This window comes from Marinomonas spartinae, assembly GCF_900089775.1.
GTDB classification, from domain to species: domain Bacteria; phylum Pseudomonadota; class Gammaproteobacteria; order Pseudomonadales; family Marinomonadaceae; genus Marinomonas; species Marinomonas spartinae.
In genome coordinates, this window is sequence record NZ_FLOB01000018.1 from 26,095 (window position 1) to 46,623 (window position 20,529).

General features: G+C 43.0%; 20 protein-coding genes. 13 read left to right on the forward strand and 7 right to left on the reverse strand.

Annotation, left to right across the window (positions count from 1 at the left end; genetic code table 11):
* Positions 1 to 64: 64 nt before the first annotated feature.
* Positions 65 to 1,867: a methyl-accepting chemotaxis protein gene (locus MSP8886_RS20435; RefSeq protein ID WP_503101285.1), complete on the forward strand. Its 1,803-nt coding sequence runs from the start codon at positions 65 to 67 to the stop codon at positions 1,865 to 1,867.
* 416 nt (positions 1,868 to 2,283) lie between these two features.
* Positions 2,284 to 3,504, forward strand: coding sequence for an MFS transporter (locus MSP8886_RS20440; protein ID WP_067020527.1), 1,221 nt, complete (start codon positions 2,284 to 2,286; stop codon positions 3,502 to 3,504).
* 127 nt (positions 3,505 to 3,631) lie between these two features.
* Here MSP8886_RS20440 and MSP8886_RS20445 read toward each other — a convergent pair whose 3' ends face one another.
* The 3 genes from MSP8886_RS20445 to MSP8886_RS20455 form a co-directional block, all read right to left on the reverse strand.
* On the reverse strand, positions 3,632 to 3,895 hold the full coding sequence (locus tag MSP8886_RS20445) for a hypothetical protein (protein ID WP_067020473.1): 264 nt from the start codon (positions 3,893 to 3,895) through the stop codon (positions 3,632 to 3,634).
* 71 nt (positions 3,896 to 3,966) lie between these two features.
* Positions 3,967 to 4,740 carry a tRNA (cytosine(32)/uridine(32)-2'-O)-methyltransferase TrmJ gene (gene trmJ / locus MSP8886_RS20450; RefSeq protein WP_067020476.1) on the reverse strand — a complete coding sequence of 258 codons (774 nt, stop codon included), beginning with the start codon at positions 4,738 to 4,740 and terminating at the stop codon, positions 3,967 to 3,969.
* Between the two features lie 37 nt (positions 4,741 to 4,777).
* Complete coding sequence (locus MSP8886_RS20455; protein ID WP_067020479.1) at positions 4,778 to 6,154, reverse strand: J domain-containing protein; 1,377 nt, start codon at positions 6,152 to 6,154, stop codon at positions 4,778 to 4,780.
* 175 nt (positions 6,155 to 6,329) lie between these two features.
* Between MSP8886_RS20455 and moaC the strand changes: the two genes are divergently transcribed.
* The 3 genes from moaC to MSP8886_RS20470 are packed head-to-tail and all read left to right on the forward strand — an operon-like array spanning position 6,330 to position 7,537.
* Positions 6,330 to 6,821, forward strand: coding sequence for a cyclic pyranopterin monophosphate synthase MoaC (moaC, locus tag MSP8886_RS20460; RefSeq protein ID WP_067020482.1), 492 nt, complete (start codon positions 6,330 to 6,332; stop codon positions 6,819 to 6,821).
* 13 nt (positions 6,822 to 6,834) lie between these two features.
* A complete protein-coding gene (locus MSP8886_RS20465) occupies positions 6,835 to 7,089 on the forward strand; it encodes a MoaD/ThiS family protein (protein WP_067020485.1) in 255 nt (84 codons plus the stop codon).
* A gap of 1 nt (position 7,090) precedes the next feature.
* Positions 7,091 to 7,537, forward strand: coding sequence for a molybdenum cofactor biosynthesis protein MoaE (locus MSP8886_RS20470; RefSeq protein WP_067020488.1), 447 nt, complete (start codon positions 7,091 to 7,093; stop codon positions 7,535 to 7,537).
* 26 nt (positions 7,538 to 7,563) lie between these two features.
* On the opposite strand, the gene MSP8886_RS20475 is transcribed toward MSP8886_RS20470, so the two are convergent.
* Complete coding sequence (locus MSP8886_RS20475) at positions 7,564 to 8,811, reverse strand: tyrosine-type recombinase/integrase (protein ID WP_067020491.1); 1,248 nt, start codon at positions 8,809 to 8,811, stop codon at positions 7,564 to 7,566.
* 478 nt (positions 8,812 to 9,289) lie between these two features.
* Between MSP8886_RS20475 and MSP8886_RS20480 the strand changes: the two genes are divergently transcribed.
* Together MSP8886_RS20480 and MSP8886_RS20485 are read left to right on the forward strand one after the other, a co-directional pair.
* Entirely contained in the window at positions 9,290 to 9,568 is a 279-nt protein-coding gene (locus tag MSP8886_RS20480) for a hypothetical protein (RefSeq protein ID WP_067020494.1), read from the forward strand.
* A gap of 93 nt (positions 9,569 to 9,661) precedes the next feature.
* Positions 9,662 to 9,991 (forward strand): hypothetical protein, encoded by a 330-nt coding sequence (locus MSP8886_RS20485; protein ID WP_067020497.1) that lies wholly within the window; start codon positions 9,662 to 9,664, stop codon positions 9,989 to 9,991.
* A gap of 33 nt (positions 9,992 to 10,024) precedes the next feature.
* Here the strand turns inward: MSP8886_RS20485 and MSP8886_RS20490 are convergent, their stop codons facing one another.
* Positions 10,025 to 11,443 carry a M48 family metalloprotease gene (locus MSP8886_RS20490; RefSeq protein WP_067020500.1) on the reverse strand — a complete coding sequence of 473 codons (1,419 nt, stop codon included), beginning with the start codon at positions 11,441 to 11,443 and terminating at the stop codon, positions 10,025 to 10,027.
* A gap of 35 nt (positions 11,444 to 11,478) precedes the next feature.
* Here MSP8886_RS20490 and MSP8886_RS20495 point away from each other — a divergent pair, with 35 nt between their 5' ends.
* On the forward strand, positions 11,479 to 11,721 hold the full coding sequence (locus tag MSP8886_RS20495; protein WP_245659162.1) for a sulfurtransferase TusA family protein: 243 nt from the start codon (positions 11,479 to 11,481) through the stop codon (positions 11,719 to 11,721).
* A gap of 12 nt (positions 11,722 to 11,733) precedes the next feature.
* Complete coding sequence (locus MSP8886_RS20500) at positions 11,734 to 12,798, forward strand: AI-2E family transporter (protein ID WP_067020503.1); 1,065 nt, start codon at positions 11,734 to 11,736, stop codon at positions 12,796 to 12,798.
* 99 nt (positions 12,799 to 12,897) lie between these two features.
* Here the strand turns inward: MSP8886_RS20500 and MSP8886_RS20505 are convergent, their stop codons facing one another.
* A complete protein-coding gene (locus MSP8886_RS20505) occupies positions 12,898 to 14,529 on the reverse strand; it encodes an alpha-amylase family glycosyl hydrolase (protein ID WP_067020506.1) in 1,632 nt (543 codons plus the stop codon).
* A gap of 142 nt (positions 14,530 to 14,671) precedes the next feature.
* Positions 14,672 to 15,550 (reverse strand): LysR family transcriptional regulator, encoded by an 879-nt coding sequence (locus tag MSP8886_RS20510; RefSeq protein WP_067020509.1) that lies wholly within the window; start codon positions 15,548 to 15,550, stop codon positions 14,672 to 14,674.
* A gap of 93 nt (positions 15,551 to 15,643) precedes the next feature.
* Between MSP8886_RS20510 and leuC the strand changes: the two genes are divergently transcribed.
* The 4 genes from leuC (at position 15,644) to asd (ending at position 20,104) form a co-directional block, all read left to right on the forward strand.
* Positions 15,644 to 17,071, forward strand: a complete 1,428-nt coding sequence (gene leuC / locus MSP8886_RS20515; protein ID WP_067020512.1) for a 3-isopropylmalate dehydratase large subunit — start codon at positions 15,644 to 15,646, stop codon at positions 17,069 to 17,071.
* A gap of 9 nt (positions 17,072 to 17,080) precedes the next feature.
* On the forward strand, positions 17,081 to 17,731 hold the full coding sequence (leuD, locus tag MSP8886_RS20520; protein WP_067020515.1) for a 3-isopropylmalate dehydratase small subunit: 651 nt from the start codon (positions 17,081 to 17,083) through the stop codon (positions 17,729 to 17,731).
* A gap of 88 nt (positions 17,732 to 17,819) precedes the next feature.
* The gene (leuB, locus tag MSP8886_RS20525) at positions 17,820 to 18,911 is read left to right on the forward strand and encodes a 3-isopropylmalate dehydrogenase (RefSeq protein ID WP_067020518.1); all 1,092 of its coding nucleotides are present in this window, start codon (positions 17,820 to 17,822) and stop codon (positions 18,909 to 18,911) included.
* A gap of 74 nt (positions 18,912 to 18,985) precedes the next feature.
* Positions 18,986 to 20,104, forward strand: coding sequence for an aspartate-semialdehyde dehydrogenase (gene asd, locus MSP8886_RS20530; RefSeq protein ID WP_067020521.1), 1,119 nt, complete (start codon positions 18,986 to 18,988; stop codon positions 20,102 to 20,104).
* Positions 20,105 to 20,529: the final 425 nt, after the last annotated feature.

The window sequence follows — 20,529 nt, forward strand, 5'->3', positions numbered from 1 at the left end:
TCTAGCAAGTTGCTTAACGCTTATTTTAGCGGCTTGTACCCTATCTGCAATCTCAATTTTTTCAATGCAGTCGCAGCTTTTGAGCAATTTAGAAAGTACTATGAATCGTTATGGTGTGAGTAGTGCGAGTCGGATAAGTAGCTGGTTAGATGATAGACATCAAGTGGTCGCCTCTATTAAAGAGGTAATCGAGAAACATCCTCATGATGATGCGTATATCGTGCAAGCGCTTACTCAAGGTAAAGCGGCAGGAGACCTAATCAGTACGCTTTATGGCACTCGTGATGGTGATACGTATCGTGTGAACGGTAAGAACACCAAAGCTGGGTATGACCCAAGAGTGAGAGATTGGTATAAATTAGGAGTGAATGCAAAAGGGCCAGCCGTTTCTGAGCCGTTTTTTGGTTCTTCTTCAAAGGTTTATATTTTTTCAATTGTTAATCAAGTGAAAATTGATGGAAAGTTCGCTGGTGTTGTGTCTGCGAATGTAGCTTTGACAGGCATAAACGATGTGGTTTCTTCTTTAAAAGTGCCTGGAAAGGGAATAGCATTTATTGTTTCCAAAAGCGGCAGCATTATCTCTTATCCTGATGGTAGTATGAACAATAAGCCGCTTAGTGAATTAAACTCGACGTTGACTTTGGACAATATTGACTCTAATGTCAAATCCAAAAAGTTGGACGAAGTTAGTTTAAATGGCACCGACTATTTAATGTCGTCAGTAAAAATTGCTGGTACGAACTGGTCGTTAGTTTCCTTAGGAAATGAGAAGTTACTTAAAGCACCCGTTAAAAAACTTATCATTTATCAATTAATTGCTGTCATTGTAATGGTGGTTCTTTCTATTATTGTTCTAACGATATTAATTCGATTCTTACTGACTGATCTATTGCGAGTATCCAATGCTTTAGAAGATATTGCCAAAGGGCAGGGTGATTTAACCGTTAAGATTGAAACTAAGAGTCGTGATGAAGTTGGTAAGTTGGCTTCTAATTTTAATGATTTTGTTAATAAGCTACGAGATATTATAAAAAGCATTGATGAGCTAAGCAGTGTTCTATCAGATCAATCTAATACGAGTGCAAAATCGGTAGAACTAAGTACTAAAAAACTTAATATACAGCAAAATGAGATTGTGTCTGTTGCCGCTGCGGTTGAGGAGATGACAGTCGCAACGCAAGAAATTGCGACCAATGCGGAGCAAACAGCCCGTAATGTGAGTAAAACGGTTGATATTAGTAAAAGCGGTCAACAGTTGGCTAATGCGAGCTTGGAGTCCATTAACCAATTAGCTAAGGAAGTGGATTTAGCGAGTACAGTCATTGGTGAGTTGAGTGAGCAAGGCGATAAAATTAATACTATTGTTTCAACAATCAGTGGCATTGCTGAACAGACCAACCTACTAGCACTCAACGCCGCTATTGAAGCGGCGCGTGCCGGCGAGCAAGGGCGAGGATTTGCGGTTGTGGCGGATGAAGTACGTGTGTTATCTCAACGTACTCATACATCGACCGACGAGATAAGTAGCATGATTGGTATGTTACAAACAACCACATCAAAAGCTGTGAATGTTATGAAACTTTGTCATACGCTTGCGAGTACGAGTGTGGATGACACGAAAAAATCAGGAGTTAACTTTGAGGAGATTGCTGAGGCTATAGGGCATGTAGATGGCATGATGATACAGATTGCCACCGCAGCAGAAGAGCAAACCAGTGTGACCGCTGAAATTGGAGTTAACACACAGGCGATACGGGATGTGTCATCGCAAATGCAAGCTGAGATGGATGAAGGGTTAAAGCAAGCTCATACCCTAAAAGTCTTGGCGGACTCGTTACGTGAGCAAGTAGAAAAATTCAAATTGTAATTTTGTCATTTATTGATCAGTGAAAAAACGCAGTCAGTTTGGCTGCGTTTTTTTATTTATTCTTCCTTCTTTCTAGTCCATTCCTAAATAAAAAACCGTCGTGATATTTTAGTAACTTTAGTAGTTTTTATTTCTTTAGTAACTTTAGTAACTTTTGATAGGATTTAAATAAGTGAACCGCTATATAAAAATATTGGGGCTTTTATGTGCTTTTTGCCTCTATTGGTTGTTCAATGCGTCTAAACCCTGTTTAAAAAACGAAATTAATGACATAACTTTACACTTTATAAGCATTATTTATAAATAAAAAAGGCTTAGAGTAATATGTAAGTTTACGTTCTGTTACGTGATTAGTTGTGATGGAACGAGCTTAACTTAAAAATAATAAAATGTTTTTTTTTCGGGGGAAACCTATTATGAGTAATTGGAGCTCGACACAGCGTCACGTGGCATTTGCCTCTTTTGCAAGTTGGTCACTTGATGCGTTTGACTTTTTTATTCTGGTATTCGTACTGAGTGATTTGGCGAAAAACTTCCATAACTCCATTTCTGATGTTGCTGTTACGATAATGTTGACATTAGCCGTACGTCCAATTGGAGCGTTAATTTTTGGGCGTTTAGCAGAGAAGTTTGGGCGTCGACCTATTCTTATGTCAAATATTATTCTTTTTTCGGTGTTTGAGTTACTTTCTGCTTGGTCGCCTTCATTTGAAGCCTTTATGGCGTTCCGTATTTTATACGGTATTGCCATGGGTGGAATTTGGGGTGTGGCATCGGCGCTGGCAATGGAGACGATTCCTAGTAAATCTCGTGGCTTTATGTCTGGCTTGTTCCAAGCGGGCTATCCAGCAGGTTATTTACTCGCATCCATCATCTTTGGCTTGTTCTATACTCATGTAGGTTGGCGAGGCATGTTTGTTATTGGTGCGCTGCCGATTCTGATGCTTCCCTATATTTACTTCAAAGTACCAGAGTCACCTGTTTGGTTAGCGAATCAGGTAGTAAAAGAGCGTGTTTCTATTATCGGTACCATTAAAGATAATTGGCGTGTTTGTGGCTTTATGGTGTTGTTAATGACTTGCTTTAACTTCTTCAGCCACGGCTCTCAAGATTTATATCCAACTTTTTTGAAAGTGCAGCACGGTTTTGATGCTCATACCGTGAGTATCATTGCTATCTGTTATAACATTTCTGCGATTTTCGGTGGTATATTCTTTGGCTCTTTATCTGAACGTATTGGTCGTAAGAAAGCGATCATGATAGCGGCTTTGTTGGCATTGCCTGTGATTCCATTATGGGCTTTCTCTACCGGCTCTGTCTCCATTGGTATTGGTGCGTTCTTAATGCAGTTTATGGTTCAAGGGGCTTGGGGGGTCGTACCAACGTATCTTAATGAGTTGGTTCCAGCGAATGTCCGCGCTATTCTTCCAAGTTTTGTATACCAGATGGGTAACTTGCTTGCTTCAGTTAATGCAACAATACAAACACACATTGCTTCAGCCCATGATGGTCACTACAGTTTGGCGATGGCTATTGTTGTGGGGACTGTTGCCTTATTGATTGCTATTCTGGTATCACGAGGTAAAGAAACACGAGGCGTGTCTATGACGGCGGATGGCGTTAAAGTATCGGCGTAACAGTAGATTAACTGAGAGGCCCCTTGATCAAACTTTGAGTAAGAAAAAGAGTAGTCGGATAACATCCGGCTACTCTTTTTTATGGTCTTAGTTTTTGTTGTATGACTCTCTTTTTATCACTTTTCGCTTATTTCAGTTGGCAAATCGCATCGGTTTGAATGGTTAGGGTCGATTGATAAGCGCATGCGTAGGTTTTATCTTTAATGGAGGCTGTAAAGCGTACCGTCTTATCGTCAGTTTCTTTATTGCTAATAACGATATTTTCTGGGTTAACCCCTAGAGAATAAGCGGCTTTTTGTTGCAGCGTTTGCTCTGTTGTCAATTTATTTTTAAGCGCGGCACAGGCGGTTAACTGTGTGATGGCGATGACAAGCAAGATATACTTTTTCATTTGATCTCCTTTTTCAGTACCCATAGTCAGACGAGTTGAACGTTACTTGATGCTGCTTTAACAGTCAGTAGTTATTCAATCTCTTTCTTGTGTTGGTCTTTCTTTTTTTCTGGATGATTGTTGGCTTCTGTTAATCCCGCTTCACGTTGTACTGCTGCAAGTATGCCTCGTAAAATGCCAAGTTCTTGCTTTTCTGGTCGGGAGCGATTGAAAAAGCGATGCAGTTTATCGAGCACTTTCCCTGGATGGTTACGAATGATGAAGTTGATGCCGTACAAGGTCTCTTCAAGGTGTTCGTAGAATCGTTCCATATCTTGTTTAAGGGGGTATTCACCCACGTCAGTCTTGTGAGTGGATTTATCTTGGTTTGCCATCCAGATCTCATAAGAGACAATTTGTACTGCTTGAGAAATATTTAACACAGGGTATTCATCGTTAGCATCTATGTACACTTGTCGGTGGCACTGAGCAATTTCTTCATTTAATAAGCCCGTTGTTTCTCGTCCAAAGACAATGGCAACTTGGTGTTCTTTTGCTTCAGGAATAACGGTTTGAGCACATTCGCGCGCATTCATGATGGGCAGTTGGAAAGTGCGATGTCGTGCACTTGTTCCTATAACCAAACTGCAGTCATGGATAGCCTCTTCGAGTGTATTGACGATGGTGGCGCTCTCTAATAGATCAACCGCACCGGCCGCACGACTGGTAGCTTCTTCTGAAGGGTAGTCATTGGGGTCTACTAAATATAGATTGGTTAATCCCATGTTTTTCATGGCGCGGGCGATGGCTCCAACATTTCCAGGGTGAAATGTGTTGATTAGGACAATACGGATATTACTCAGCATGGCGTTAGAAATACTCGGTGTTAGGGTCGTCTTGGCGTTAAGGATTAAGCGTGAGCGATTGCTCTGTGCTGGCAAATTTCACGTTGTCTAAGACGACTTTATGTGTGTCATTAAATAGGAATTTTTTGCAGGCGTTATGATACAGGGAACCTGTCTCTAACACCAATCGATAGCGTCCTTGAGGAATGAAGTTCGCGGCAAAGGGCTGCTTGGCTTCGAGAAAGATAGAAAAAGGTTTACGGCCGTCATAGGATTGGAAGGTTAAAATACTTTGTTCTGGAAGATGGTTTAGGATACGAAGTCGGCTAGAACCATCGGCTTTTCCGATGACTTCACCCTGACTTGGGGCGGCGCCTGGATAGCCAACACAGCCTGTAGCAACGGCATGTTGAATGGTGCCAAAGCCAACATCTTTTGCTTGTATCCATCCACTGACATTATTGTAGCGTACTGTTAGCCATGTACCTTGCTGCTTGATACTTTGAACATCAGCATAGGCTGGTAGCTGTTGAATCGTTCTCGTGTTTTTATCGGGTTCAGAATATAAGTTCGTTGGGGTGAGGGTATAGGCATCACCAACACGATACTGTGGATACAGTCCCGGAATATAAGTGGCCACTTTTTCTTGCTGTGTTGATCTTTGATGTTCCTGCCAAAATAATGTGGCGTAGATTCCTGAAGCAAAACAAACGATATAGGTCGCGGCTCTGAATGCGGCTTTGGCAGCATAAAGTCGAACGGGTTTAGCTCTACTAGAGCGATTTGCTTGAAAGCTTGATTCATCCATTGTGGTTGGATCATCGTCAAACATGTAGTAGGGCGGAATGTCGCCTGTTTGTTCTGCTGAACCTGAATGTGCTTGATAAGTTTGCGATGAATACTGACTGTCTGAATATTTGCGCTGATTATATTCAGTTGAATAAGAAGAGGGTGATTCATCACTTGTATAGCCTTGCGAAGTAAAGCCTTTTGAAGCTTTAAACGCTTCTTCATACATAGCTTTAACACGTTTTTCATTAAGGGTGTTACGTGCGGCCTTAATGGCCTCTTCTCGGGCTTTCTCCTGTTGAGCACTATTACGCTTCATTTGCTCATAGGCTTTTTGTCGTTCTTTTACGTAGGCTTCTTGCTCTTTATCTGTGGCTTTTGAATGAGAGTAATAACGGTTTTTTGCCGTGCTGTTTTCTTGGTGGAATTGATAGGGTTTCCATTCTCCTCCTTGAGAGCCTTGCTTTATGGCCTGCAAGACATTCTCATAGGCCGCTTGTAGGCGCTGGAAATGTTCAGTGGTATCTGTATGTGGGTTTTTATCTGGATGATAGCGTCGTGCCAGACGACGAAAGGCCGCCTTCGCCTCTTGTTCATTAGCGTGGGTGGGAATTTCCAATAATAGGTAATCGTCTATTAGGCTCATGCTACCCTGATAAAAAAATACTCTTATAAAAGAGCATTATGCATGATTTAGCGGCGCTGACAAAGGTAGATGTTTCCCAATTAGTCGAGCTCAAGTGCAACTTTTCTTGCAATCCTGTCAGCTTTCTTAAAAGATAGGCGGCATTTGTAATGTATCGACTCAGTTTAGGAATGTTATGAGCAACAAACTTACCCATCTGGATAATCAAGGCCATGCTCACATGGTAGATGTGTCAGATAAAGACATGACCAAACGTACGGCAAGAGCACAAGCGATTATCGAGATGAAAGCGGATACCTTGGTTAAGATTATCGAAGGGGGGTTGCCAAAAGGGGATGTATTGGCTACGGCTCGTATTGCCGGCATTCAAGCGGCTAAGAAAACCTCAGACTTGATCCCTTTATGTCATCCACTGATGTTAACCAAAGTAAGCGTTGATATAACGGTTTTGAGCGAAACACAAATTCAAGTGCTGTGTTCTTGCTCTTTAAAAGGCAAAACAGGGGTAGAAATGGAAGCGTTGACGGGAGCCAGTGTGGCTGCGCTGACTCTTTACGATATGTGTAAGGCGGTCGATAAAGGTATGGTGATTAAAAATGTCTCATTGCTGGAAAAACAAGGCGGCAAAAGTGGTGACTGGTTAGCGACAGAATACAAAACGGACTGATAGGGTGGTGTCTATGAATGAATTAAATGTGGTTTTCTTTGCATCTCTTAAAGAGACCCTTGGCATTGAACAGTACGTCTTTGCAGGGCATTTGCCGATGACCGTTAAAGAACTCAAAATGCAATTAGCTAAGCTTCTGAAAAACGGTGATGCATTGTTAGATAAAGGTATTCAATCATCCATTGATTTCGAATTTGCTAGGGATGGAAACATAGTGAATGAAGGTGCTAAAGAAGTGGCTTTTTTTCCACCCGTTACAGGTGGCTAAGATGATTAAAGTTCAACAGGAAGAGTTCGATGTTCAGGCACTCTACGATGATTTAGTGGTGAATAGCAACACCGGTGCTGTTGCGATGTTTGTTGGCTTAGTGCGCCACTTCTCATCCTTACCATCCCAAGACTGTACCTTTGAGTTAGAGCATTATCCAGGCATGACGGAGCATAATTTACAGACGATTGTCGAGGATGCTTGTTCGCGTTGGTCGTTAAATGCTGTGACAGTCGTGCATCGTGTTGGCAAGCTAGCCGTGCAAGATAAAATCGTCTTTGTTGGGGTGAGTGCGTCCCATCGGGCTGAAGCCTTTCAGGCCTGTGACTTTATTATGGATTATCTCAAAAGTCGGGCCGCATTTTGGAAGAAAGAGACCCAAGGTAATGAAAGTAAGTGGGTTGATGCCAAGGAACAAGACGAAGAAAGCCTATCCCGTTGGGAGTAAGGCTTTCTTGAGAAGAAGGTTGGTGCTTAGTGTGGTCGTAATGTTTTTTTGCGCCCACTGGCATGGCGCTCACGGTATTCGGTGTCAATGTAGCGGTCAGTCGTCGCCATACTAGCATGCCCAGCATCCTCGCGAACATGCTCTTTCGGTCGAGTTTTGACATCTTCTGAGATGCCTGTATGGCGAAGCCAGTGAACGGTTGCAACGCGTAAATCTTCCGCATCGGCCTTCATGCCATCGTCACACATGCGCTGATAAGTCGTATCAAAACAAAACTGTACGATATTGCGAATTTGTCGTGAACTGGTCATGGGGCCTTGGCCGCGATTTTTCGGAATTAATGGGGTGTTTTCCGCAACGGTTGGTAGTGGGGGGAGATCGCGGAATTGGCGATATCGGGCAAGGGCGCGCAGCATATCGTCAGAGACCGCAATGAGTCGCTCTTTATTACCTTTTGACAGCACTTTAAACCACCAATGACCATCTGCGTCTTTGGTAAAATCTCCCATCACGGGGGCGGATCGCTCATCGGCTACCAGTTCAGAAATACGTAAGTACATCCCCAGTAGTGCGTTCATAATGAAAAGTGTGCGCTCATGGGTTGCAGGATCTTCTTCCGCTAACATTTCTGCGGTTTCAATCACATAATCCCATTGTAAATTAGAAATGCGTCTTACTTGCCGTCTTGTCACTTCTTTTTTGACGAACTTACTTTTTTGGCGGATCAGAGCCACGGGGTTCTGATGTACTGCCTCTTCTTGCATCAAAAAGCCGTAATAGGATGACAAGATGGAAAAGGTTGCCCGAATGGCAGCTTGCGATAGGGAATATTTTTTGGCAACGGGAACATCGCCATTACTGAACTCTAATTTGCTGATATGACTGACAAAAGGTCGCCACTCTTTATTTGGGACACGACGTCCCATGTGTTGTTTAAAGCGAGCTACATTTTTAATGCCTATCCAGCTTTCCGGTGGCGTGATGCAAAAATGGATAAAGGCTTCAATTTGATCTCGCCGTAACTGGGTTGTTGGGGTGGATTGTGTGTGCCAAGACCACAGGAGTAAACGCTCGACTTCTCGTCGATATGAATTATATGTGGCCTGAGAGCCGTTGTAGCTGTAGATAAAGCATAGGGCCAGCTGTAGGTCGCGTTTGTAATCTGGGTCGTTTAAAAATGGTACATTGTCCTTTAGCTCAGTGACGATGTGCTCAAACTGAGTAAATGGGTTCGACAGATGTTCTAGATTGTCAATTAGGGCAAACGGAGTCATGGTTTTTCTGTGTATAAGGGTTTATCTGATCATATCAAAAAAATCGCTCTGAAAAACGATTGTTTTTCGGCTCTGTATGCCTTACAAGGGTGAAAAGTATTGTTTTAATTTATAAAAGACTCAAACAGAGTGTTCCTATTTTTCTTAGATTCTGATGGGAACTTGTAAAAAGGTCGAGTGTTTCTTTGTTTTATCTATGTTCAATCTTTTTCCTTTATCTTTTAATGCTATAGGATCTATTTGTATCTTCATTTAAGGACTGTACAAAATAAATACGATGTTATTGTGTTTCACCTGCTTTTTAATGATTGTGCATGTTTGTCTCAAATATAGGATAGATATGTACACGTGCTTCTTGGGACTATTTATTCTTCTATTTGTTGCTATTATTTTAATCAAGCAGCTATGGCTAGGTTGAAGTGGAAAGAAGTTGAGCTGCTATTTTCGGTTAATATTAGATATCAATGGAGTATATAATATGAATACGATTACTAAGACAGTATTGGCTTTAGTCTTTTCTTGTTCCGTTGCAACAGCAGCAATGGCGGCACCTGGTGATGGCACGTATGGCCAAATTACCAAGGCACAAGCAGAAATTCACTCTTTGACTGATCAGCTTAATAACAAAGGCATCAATGTGAGCCAATATAAAGTCAATCAGACCTTGTCTCCTGCTACACAAGCTAGATTATTGCAGAATCATGAAATGAACTTACGTTTGAAATTAGATTCATTAAACTCTCAAAATGCGCAATAACTTATGAACAATGTTAGTAGGTAAAAAGGCCAATATTAGGTTGGCCTTTTTATATTTTGTGGGCGTTTTTTTAGAGAGTATGGAGGAGGGGATATGTCTTTATTTAAAGCTATTTTAATTATGCTGCTTTCTGTTCCTGTTTTGTCTTTTGCACAATCATATAATACTGATTACCCAAATAGCACGAATAGTGTGATGGCTAAGGTTACATTACTGCAAAAGAGTAAGATGAAACTGGCTGATTTAGTGAATCAGTTGGATGCCATGGGAGTCGATGTGCATCAATGTATGCATTACAAGCAACCTAAGACGTTGTTTGAAGAGCAGATGATTGTTCGTACCAAAATTAAGCATTTAGAAAATACGTTATATAAGCTGCAGCGAGCACGCTTCAACTATCAGGATATGTATTCATCCCGATGAGTGTGAATGGCCTTTTTATAGACAATAGTCTTTCTAGTCGTCCCGAATTCCTTCTTCTTTTTCTGCCTCTTTTATCCTGTCTATTTCGTCCTGAGTTCGTTTTATTAGCGGCTTGTCTGTATCTTTGGCATCTTGCAGGGCCCTGAAAAGCAGCCTTTGCGCTTCTTTATCTTGTCCTAGACTAAAATCAAGTAGTGCCTTGTAGTTGAGGGCCATTGGGATGTTTTGTCGATCTCTGTAATAAGTAATATCGGCTTCCCATACCTGCTTCTTTTCGTATAGATACCGAGGAACCTCTACTCCCCTGTATTTTGTGTGAGTGAAAGTCGCGTAGAGCGTCCCAAAAGAAAGGTCATTCGGAGCGAGATTAAGAACTCCCTCTACCACTTTTAACGCCGCTTTTTTTTGTCCATCTGATTGCAAGCTAAGTGCTTTTAAATAGCTAACAAAACGATTGTGCGTATGAACTTTTGCTAAAAAGGTTAGGGCTTTTTGTGGTGACTGCTGTAAATAAGCGACTAACGCTTGCGCGAAGTTATAGGCATCCTCATTGGGGATAGATTGTAAGAGAGCATAGTCTACTCTGTTGCTTAATATGGCGCGATAGGCAAGCATCGTCGCTCTAAAAAAGAGGAAATCACGGCTGCTTTCTTTTTGTCTGAGTATGCTGTCTTCCTTCTGAAAAGACATGCTATCCGCTATACGTGTTTTGGGTAGAGGGTGAGTAGATAAAAACTCTAGCCGTGGACGGCCTAATGAGGCTTTAAACATGGCTTTAAATAAGTGGTTCATGCCTTGGGGGTTGAGCCCCGCCGCTTTCATATAGCGTCTGCCTTGGCGATCTGCTTCTTGTTCTTGCTCTCGACTATGGGTCAGTGTATTTTCTGCTTGGTTTGCCATGCCGCCGATCCATAAGGCGGATGTTGCGTCTGAGCCCGCTCCAGCCGCCGCTGCGGCAAGGCTGGCACCAATCATGATGAGGGTTTTACTTAACTCTTGGCTGGAGAATTGGCTTTGTCTTTCATAGTGATTGAGATCTAGGTGGGCAACTTCATGGGACAGCAAGGCATAAAACATGTCTTCATTGGTTATCATCTCCATGATGTCTGAGTAAATAAATAAATGGTTTCCTGGAATAACAAAAGCGTTACTTTGCGTGCTGTTTAATAAGGTGATTTCAATCATTTTATTATCGAGGCTTGTGTGCGGCACAATGGTCGATAATGCCTGTCGCACGTAATTGTATGCAGGGGGAAAGGCGATGACTGCTTGGCTGCTATTGATCTGTCGAAACCAGTGTTGACCAATGACGTAACTGGGATTAGATAATGAACGTTCGTCTTTGGTACTGGATAGATTGGGCAACTCGGCGTGACTTTGAGTTGAAAAAGTACCCAAAAAAACAATCACTAAGATGGCTAAGTTGGTTATAAAAGTGGAGAATGGTTTCATAATAGGCGAATGTTCTCGTCATGGAGATATGAAGGGTGACTAGAGACAATTATGAGTGTGATGTCATAGTAGATGCAAGACAAGATGTGTGTCCTATGCCATTGCTGAAAGCAAAAATGGCGCTGAGTAAGTTACAGTCAGGTCAGTTATTAGCTGTGGAAGCGTGTGATGCTGGATCGTGGAAAGACATTCCTTTTTATGTAGAACAAGTGGGTCATACGTTACGACATAAAAATGAAAAAAATGGTGTTTATACATTTGTTATTGAAAAAAAATAAAGCGGACCAGATATGTTTAAAATTGTAGATTCTTTGATTAAGCGTTACTTCTCCAATGAAGAGGTTGTGGTCTTCTTATTGTTACTGATTGGAACGCTCTGTGTTCTCGCCTTTTGGGGGGGGATTTTGGCGCCAGTGTTAATCGCTATTGTTCTGGCATTTTTATTACAAGGGGCGGTTGAGCGGATCAAGCGTTTTGGGGTCAGTCATATCTGGTCTGTGGTGATTGTCTTTTTGTCTTTCTTAGCAAGCTGTGTGGTGTTTATTGGCATTATGGTTCCCATTATCTGGGAGCAAGCGGTTCGCTTTGTAAATGACCTACCTCGGATGATCGGGGTGATTCAACAGGCTATCGAAACCTTTGCTCAAGGCCATACTGCATTGGTGAGTCAAAGTGCCATTGATGAGGTGGTTAATTCTTTGGCCACGGAGTTTGCCAGCGTGGGACAGTGGATTGTGTCTTACTCCATTGCCAGTATTCCTTCTTTGTTTTCCATTGTGATTTATTTCATTTTAGTGCCTTTGGTCATGTTCTTTTTATTAAAAGATCAGAAAGAGATATTAGCTTATATGACCTCTTGGTTACCAAAAGAACGCCGTATGTTACGCAATATTGCTAATGAAATGAACGAGCAAATTGCCAATTATATTCGCGGTAAAGTCATTGAAATGATTGTCGTTGCTGTTTTTACCTATATTGTCTTTGCCATTATGGGATTGAAGTATGCTCAGTTGTTAGCTTTGCTCGTTGGGTTATCTGTATTGATTCCATACATTGGTGCGGCGGCGGTGACCATTCCCGTTGTTGTGGTGGCTTTTTATCAATACGGAGCCAGCAGCGATTTTTGGTATTTAGTCATTGCTTACCTTGTTGTTCAAGGGTTAGATGGCAATATTCTTGTGCCCTTACTCTTTTCAGAAGCCGTAAATTTGCATCCGCTGGCTATCATCTTAGCGGTGTTGTTTTTCGGAGGTATTTGGGGGTTCTGGGGGATTTTCTTTGCGATTCCATTGGCAACTTTAGTCAAGGCAATTATCAATGCTTGGCCAAGACAAAACGCGCTGCCTTCTTTGTAGGGCTAGCTTGATTGAACTGTTGTTTAAATCTGTTATTTAATAAAAACGCCATTCACTATGAATGGCGTTTTTTTGTGTTTGAGGCCTGCTTTTTATTAATCACTCAGTATCTATGACACAGCCGATGAATACAGAGAAGGCTGGCAGGACGATTTGTCCGTTTTCAATGTACCCAGCAGGAATGGCTTCAGGTAATACCAGCGGTGTTAATGAAAAATGGCAAGAAACGATTTTCGATTGTTCAGCGGTATTGATTGCTATATACAAAGATTTTCCGTTATAACTCCGCAAAAAAGTCAGGGTAGACACATCATGGTATAAAAACTCGATATCGCCATGAATCAGCTCCGGGTGACTGCGCCTTAAGTGTAAAAAATCTCGATAGGCATACAAAATAGAGGAGCGTGTGCCTTCTTGCTCCTCGACAGCGAGGGGCAAATGGTCTTCCATCACGGGGAGCCAAGGAGTTGGGTTGGTAGTAAAGCCACCTAGTGACGTATTGGACCATGGCATAGGGGTTCGACACCCATCACGACCTTTAAACTCAGGCCAAAAATTGATGCCATAAGGATCGACCAGTTGTTCGTAAGATAATTCTGCTTCTGGCAGTCCCAGTTCTTCTCCTTGATACAAGCAAACACTTCCACGTAATGAAAGCAACATAGCCATGTAGGCTTTGCTCTGATTGGGCATATGCTTGTTTTTACCCCAGCGAGTGGCGACTCGTTCCACATCATGGTTGCCAATGGACCAGCAGGGCCAGCCATCTCCTAATCCGGCTTCAATGGTCTCCATAGTGTGTCGGATATGTTCCATAGACGAATCATGGGTTAATAAATCAAAGGAATAACACATGTGCAGTTTATCATGGCCCTGTGTGTAAGCAGCCATGGTTTTAAGAGAGAAATCACAGCCTACTTCGCCAACCGTCGTGGTTTGTGGGTATTGATCGAGTAGTGCCCGCAAGCGTTGTAAGAAGGCAATGTTTTCTGGTCTTGATTTGTCGTATAGGTGTTGCTGATAGGCATAAGGGTTGTCTAATCGCACGCCAATACTGCCTTCGACAACCTCTTCTTTAGCAGGGTTATCACGTAGTTCAAGGTCATGGTAATAATAGTTGGCAGTATCGAGGCGAAAGCCATCAACGCCGCGTTTTAGCCAGAATTCTACTGTCGCTAAAATGGCATCAACCACATCTGGGTTATGGAAATTTAAGTCAGGTTGGCTATCTAGGAAGTTGTGCAAGTAATATTGTTTACGGCGGCTATCCCAATGCCATGCAGGGCCTCCAAAAACGGAAAGCCAGTTATTTGGCACGGTGCCATCTGGTTTTGCATCGGCCCAGACATACCAGTCTGCCTTGTCGTTATCATGGCTTTTTCTGGACTCTTTGAACCAAGGGTGTTGGTCGGAGGTATGATTAAGTACTTGGTCTATCATGACTTTTAAACCGTGTTTGTGCGCTTCTGCCACAAGATCGTCAAAGTCTTTGAGTGTACCGAAGATGGGATCCACATCGCAGTAATCCGATACATCATAACCGAAGTCTTTCATAGGCGAGGTGAAAAAAGGTGATAACCAAATAGCATCGACACCTAACGACGCAATGTAGTCCATTTTTTGGGTGATGCCTAGAAGGTCTCCAATCCCATCGTTATTTGCATCAAAAAAACTGCGCGGATAAATCTGGTAGATTACCGCGCCCCGCCACCACTCGATTTTGTTTTCCATACCAACCTCGTTTAATGAGACATCATTCAGGTGCTTGTTTCTTAGGGCTTGTTTGAAGTAAAAGTGTTTATAATTTAAGCACAGATCTTGCCAAACTGTTGTACATAATGTGTGATTTTCATCTTTTGGCACTTTTTATAGTTTAAGTGCTTTGAGCGGTCTTTAGTAGGTCAATAAAAGCCTGCGCGGCACGACTTAAAGTGCGTTGCTTGTGGTGGATAATGCCTAGTCTCCTTTCCACATTCAAGTCAGCATGGTTGAGCACAACCAGTTCATCACTCACCAGTATGGAGGGTAGCATGGACCATCCCCAGCCGATGTTAACGAGCATGGCGAGCGTTTCAAAATTGTTGGTATTCATGCGAACTTTAGGCTTAAGTCCTTGTTTACCAAAGGCACGCTCTGCAATTTGTCTGGTGAAGGTGTTTTCGTTAGGTAATACGCAGGCGTAATGAGCAAGGTCTTCTAGGGTGACATTCTCTATATTGGCTAATGGATGGTCTTTACTGACGACGCAGGTTAATGGATCTGACCAAATAGGAATGGCTTCAATTAAATGGTTTTCTTTATCTGATAAGGTGATGATGCCGATCTCGGTTAAGCCTTTTAATACTTGTTGGTAGGCATCTTCGGATTGGGTGAAGTCAATTTCTAGTTGCACGTTGGGGAAATTTTCTTGAAAGCGTTTTAATAAAGGAGGAAGTCTTCTTAAGCCAATATGATAACTGATGGCGATTCTAAGCTCACCGCTGACGTCTTCCAATTGTAGTGTCATGCTTCGTTTTATATCTTGTAAATCCTCAACAATTTTACGTGCTTTAGGCAGAAGTCTGACGCCTGCTTCTGTTAGTTGCACTTGTTTTCCAATACGATCAAATAGCTTGGTTTCCAGGTTATTTTCAAGTGCTGCAATGCGTTTGCTCACGGCAGGTTGTGTAATAAACAGGGCTAACCCTGCTTCCGAGAAAGATTTTGTTTCAGCCACTTTTATAAAGGTAAGAAGTTCTGCAATATCTAGCATTCTTAAATATTATCCAAGCCATGAAAATTATGAATTTGAGTAATTTGAACAAAAGTTCTAGGATACTTCAACAGGATATTTAGGAGAGAAGTTATGTCAGCCAAAACCCTTTATGACAAGTTGTGGGATAGCCACCTTGTTCAGCAACGTGATGATGGTAGTGCGTTGATTTATATCGATTTACAACTGCTTCATGAAGTAACGTCACCGCAAGCGTTTGAAGGTTTGCGATTAGCGGGTCGTAAGCCTTGGCGTGTATCATCGAGTTTGGCTACACCGGATCACAACGTTCCGACAACTCAAAAAGAGCGTGTTGATGGTGTTAATGGGATTGAAGATCCCGTTTCTAAAATCCAAGTCACTACATTAGATGATAACTGCCAAGAATTTGGTATTACCGAATTCAACATGAAAGACGTTCGTCAAGGTATCGTGCACGTTGTTGGGCCAGAACAAGGCGCGACGTTACCAGGTATGACGGTTGTTTGTGGTGACTCGCATACGTCCACCCATGGTGCGTTTGGTGCGTTGGCGCACGGTATCGGTACTTCTGAAGTGGAGCATGTATTAGCCACGCAATGCCTAGTACAAAAGAAAAGCCGCAATATGCTTGTGCGTGTTGATGGTGAATTGTCTCCTTGGGTGTCTGCAAAAGATGTGGTTTTGGCAATTATTGGTGCCATTGGTACGGCTGGTGGAACGGGCTATGCCATTGAGTTTGGTGGTACAGGTATCCAGTCTTTGTCGATGGAAGGCCGCATGACCGTGTGTAATATGGCCATTGAAGCTGGTGCGCGTGTTGGGTTGATCGCAGTCGACGATACCACAATCGAATACGTCAAAGGTCGTCCTTATGCACCAAAAGGGGGGCATTGGGATATGGCGGTCGAAGCTTGGAAAAATCTAGTATCTGACAAAGATGCGCAATTTGACGAAGTCGTCGTTATCAAAGCGGAAGACATCAAGCCGCAAGTGACATGGGGCACGTCGCCTGAAATGGTCATTGCCATTGATGAGCCGATTCCTCGTCCAGAAGATCAAAAAGACCCAGTGAAAAAAGAAGGTTATGCTCGTGCTTGGAAATACATGGGTCTAGAAGGAAAAACCATGTTGTCCGATGTGGTTCTAGACCGTGTGTTCATTGGTTCCTGTACGAATTCACGAATTGAAGATTTACGCATCGCGGCCGACGTGGTAAAAGGTCGCAAAGTAGCACCTACCTTGAAACAGGCGATTGTGGTACCGGGCTCTGGCTTGGTTAAGGCACAAGCAGAAAAAGAGGGCTTGCACGAGATTTTTGAAGCTGCAGGGTTGGAATGGCGCGAGCCAGGTTGCTCTATGTGTTTGGCAATGAATGCGGACAAATTAGGGGCGGGTGAGCATTGTGCTTCCACTTCTAACCGTAACTTTGAAGGTCGACAAGGCTTTGGTGGTCGTACCCATTTGGTGAGTCCTGCCATGGCGGCTGCAGCGGCCATCGCTGGCCATTTTGTTGATGTTAATGAGTTTGTTAAACACTAGGAGAACAGCATGCGTCCTTTTACGAAACATACAGGGTTAGCCGCTCCTTTGGATTTGGCAAACGTTGATACTGATATGATTATTCCAAAGCAGTTCTTGAAGTCCATCAAGCGCACAGGCTTTGGTAAAAATTTATTTGATGAATTGCGTTATGAAGACGAAGGTAAGCCTGATCAAGAATGTGATGGTCGTCCGATTCGTGAAGAGTTTATTTTGAATCAACCCCGTTACCAAGGGGCCAGTGTGTTATTGGCACGACAAAATTTTGGCTGTGGTTCCAGCCGTGAGCATGCGCCTTGGGCATTGGATGATTATGGCTTCCGAGCCATTATCGCCCCAAGCTTTGCCGATATTTTTTACAACAATTGCTTTAAAAATGGTCTATTACCCATTGTTTTGGCGTCAGAAGAGGTTGATCAACTGTTTGCTGAAGTAACGGCTAAAAAAGGGGCGGAGGTGATCGTTGATCTTGAAGCTCAAACCGTAACGTCCCCCTCAGGTGAGGTATTTGAGTTTTTAGTGGATACCTTCCGCAAGCATTGTTTATTAAATGGTCTGGATGATATTGGTCTGACATTACAAAACGAAGACAGCATCCGCCGCTTTGAAGAAAAACGCATGGCAAATGCTCCTTGGTTGTTCTTATCACGTGGCGAGTAATGTCACGGGTTGATCATGTTTTGAGTTGTATTTTTAGCTTTCACAATGTGCCTTGTGAAGGTGGTTTTAAAGAATTGAGGATAAGAAAATGGCTAAGAATGTATTAATTTTGCCAGGTGATGGCATTGGTCCTGAAATCGTTGAACAGGCTGTTCGTGTGTTGGATGCGGTCAATGATGCTTTTCATTTAGATATTGCTCACGAAAGTGCGTTAGTGGGTGGGGCAGCATATGACGAGACGGGTACACCGCTTCCAGAGCCTACTCTGAGCAAAGCAAAAGCAGCGGATGCCATTTTGTTGGGGGCAGTAGGTGGGCCTAAATGGGACAAGTTAGACATGGCGGTTCGTCCTGAAAAAGGGTTGTTGGGCTTACGCTCTAATCTTGAGTTGTTTTCGAATCTGCGTCCTGCGATTCTTTATCCACAATTGGCAGCCGCTTCTAGTTTGAAGCCTGAAATCGTGGCAGGCTTAGATATCTTAATCGTGAGGGAATTAACGGGTGGTATTTATTTTGGTCAACCTCGCGGTATTCGTACGTTAGAAAATGGTGAGCGTCAGGGGTATAACACTTACGTTTACAGTGAATCTGAAATTCGTCGTATCGGTCGTTCCGCTTTTGAGGCAGCACGTCAGCGTGGTAAACGTGTTTGCTCTATCGATAAATCCAATGTATTGGAAGTGACCGTGCTTTGGAAAGAAATCATGGAGGAAGTGGCAAAAGAGTACCCAGATGTTGAGCTAACACATATGTTGGTAGACAATGCCGCTATGCAGTTGGTTCGCGCTCCTAAGCAGTTTGATGTTATGGTAACGGGTAATATGTTTGGCGATATTTTGTCGGACGCGGCGGCGATGCTGACAGGCTCTATCGGAATGCTACCATCTGCTTCTTTGAATGCAGAAGGTCGCGGTATGTATGAGCCTTGTCACGGTTCTGCTCCTGATATTGCTGGAAAAGGCATTGCAAATCCGTTGGCGACGATCCTTTCTGTTGCTATGATGTTGCGCTACTCCTTGGGTGCGAAAGAGGCGGCAGATGCCATCGAGGCGGCTGTGAGTCGTGTTCTTGATCAAGGATTGAGAACATCGGACATCGCGTCAGAAGGATCGGAAACGGTTAGCACAAAAGCAATGGGTGATGCGGTACTTGATGCATTAGCTGTTGCACTGAAAGCCTAATCAAAAGGATTAGGCATTAACTTGGGATACTGCTCTTGGTATGAGTGGCCCCACCAATAAAAGGGTTTAAAACCATGTCAAAACACACTGTAGGTTTAGTCGGTTGGCGCGGAATGGTTGGTTCCGTGTTGATGCAACGTATGCGTGAAGAGAAAGATTTCGATTTGATCGATCCTGTTTTCTTTTCCACGTCGCAAACGGGTCAAGCTGGCCCAGATATTGGTAAAGACATTTCATTACTTCAAGACGCGAACGATATTGAGTCTTTGAAGAAGATGGATGTGATTATTACCTGTCAAGGCGGCGATTATACCAAGGCCATTTACCCTCAGTTGCGTAATGCTGGTTGGAAAGGTTACTGGATTGATGCGGCGTCTTCACTGCGCATGGATAAAGACGCAATCATCGTATTGGATCCAGTAAACCAAAAAGTCATCCAACAAGGCTTGAAGGATGGCGTAAAAACTTTTGTTGGTGGCAATTGTACCGTTAGCTTGATGTTACTTGGTTTGGGTGGTCTGTTTGAAAAAGGCCACATTGAATGGATGACTTCCATGACTTATCAGGCTGCGTCTGGCGGCGGTGCTCGTCACATGCGTGAGTTGATCAATCAAATGGGATTGTTGCATGGCTCTGTTGCGTCTGAATTGGCGGATCCTGCTAGCGCGATTCTAGAGATTGACCGTAAGGTGGCTGAGCAAATGCGTTCCAGCTCCATGCCTGTTGATCAATTTGGTGTGCCACTAGCGGGCTCGCTGATCCCTTACATCGATTCTCAGCTTGAAAATGGCCAGAGTCGCGAAGAGTGGAAGGCGCAAGCAGAAACCAACAAGATTTTAGGAAATACTGGTGCGCCTATTCCTGTTGATGGTTTGTGTGTTCGTATCGGTGCCATGCGCTGCCATAGCCAAGCCTTTACGATCAAACTGAACAAAGACATCCCCGTTGCGGATATCGAAGGCATTCTGGCTCAGCATAACGATTGGGTCAATGTTGTGCCAAATGATAAAGAAGCAACAATGAAAGGCTTAACACCAACGGTTGCTACTGGCACACTGAATGTTCCAGTGGGTCGTATTCGAAAACTGAATATGGGGCCTGAATACATCAGTGCTTTTTCAGTAGGTGACCAGCTTCTATGGGGTGCTGCAGAGCCACTTCGTCGTATGTTACGTATCTTATTGGAAGATTAATGATTCGTTGAATGGCTAGTTGATTCTTAAAAGCCCGCCCTTGAGCGGGTTTTTTGTGTCTAACTGTCTGTGTATTTTATATTCATTGTTGTAAACAGAATCCCGCTTTGTTCAAAACACTTCCTACATTTCATTTCTTATGTAGATAGCATGTTGCTGATACTCCCTGTACATTGGCTACTTGGTCTGTTCGTTTTTAAGGTTTTTATTGCTTAATGAGAATAGCTATTTTCTGCAATGTTGGCGTTCAAATAGGAGTGCTAAATGCAAACTAAGTTTTCTGTTCAAATTGATTCTTTCCCCCTGTGTCAGGATAGTTGTCGCCTCATTTGATATTATAAATAGACAGGGGGCGGTAAGTTAAAACCAGTGGATTACCAAAGACATTCAAGAGCCTTTAAAGAAGCCATCTTACAGAAACTCAG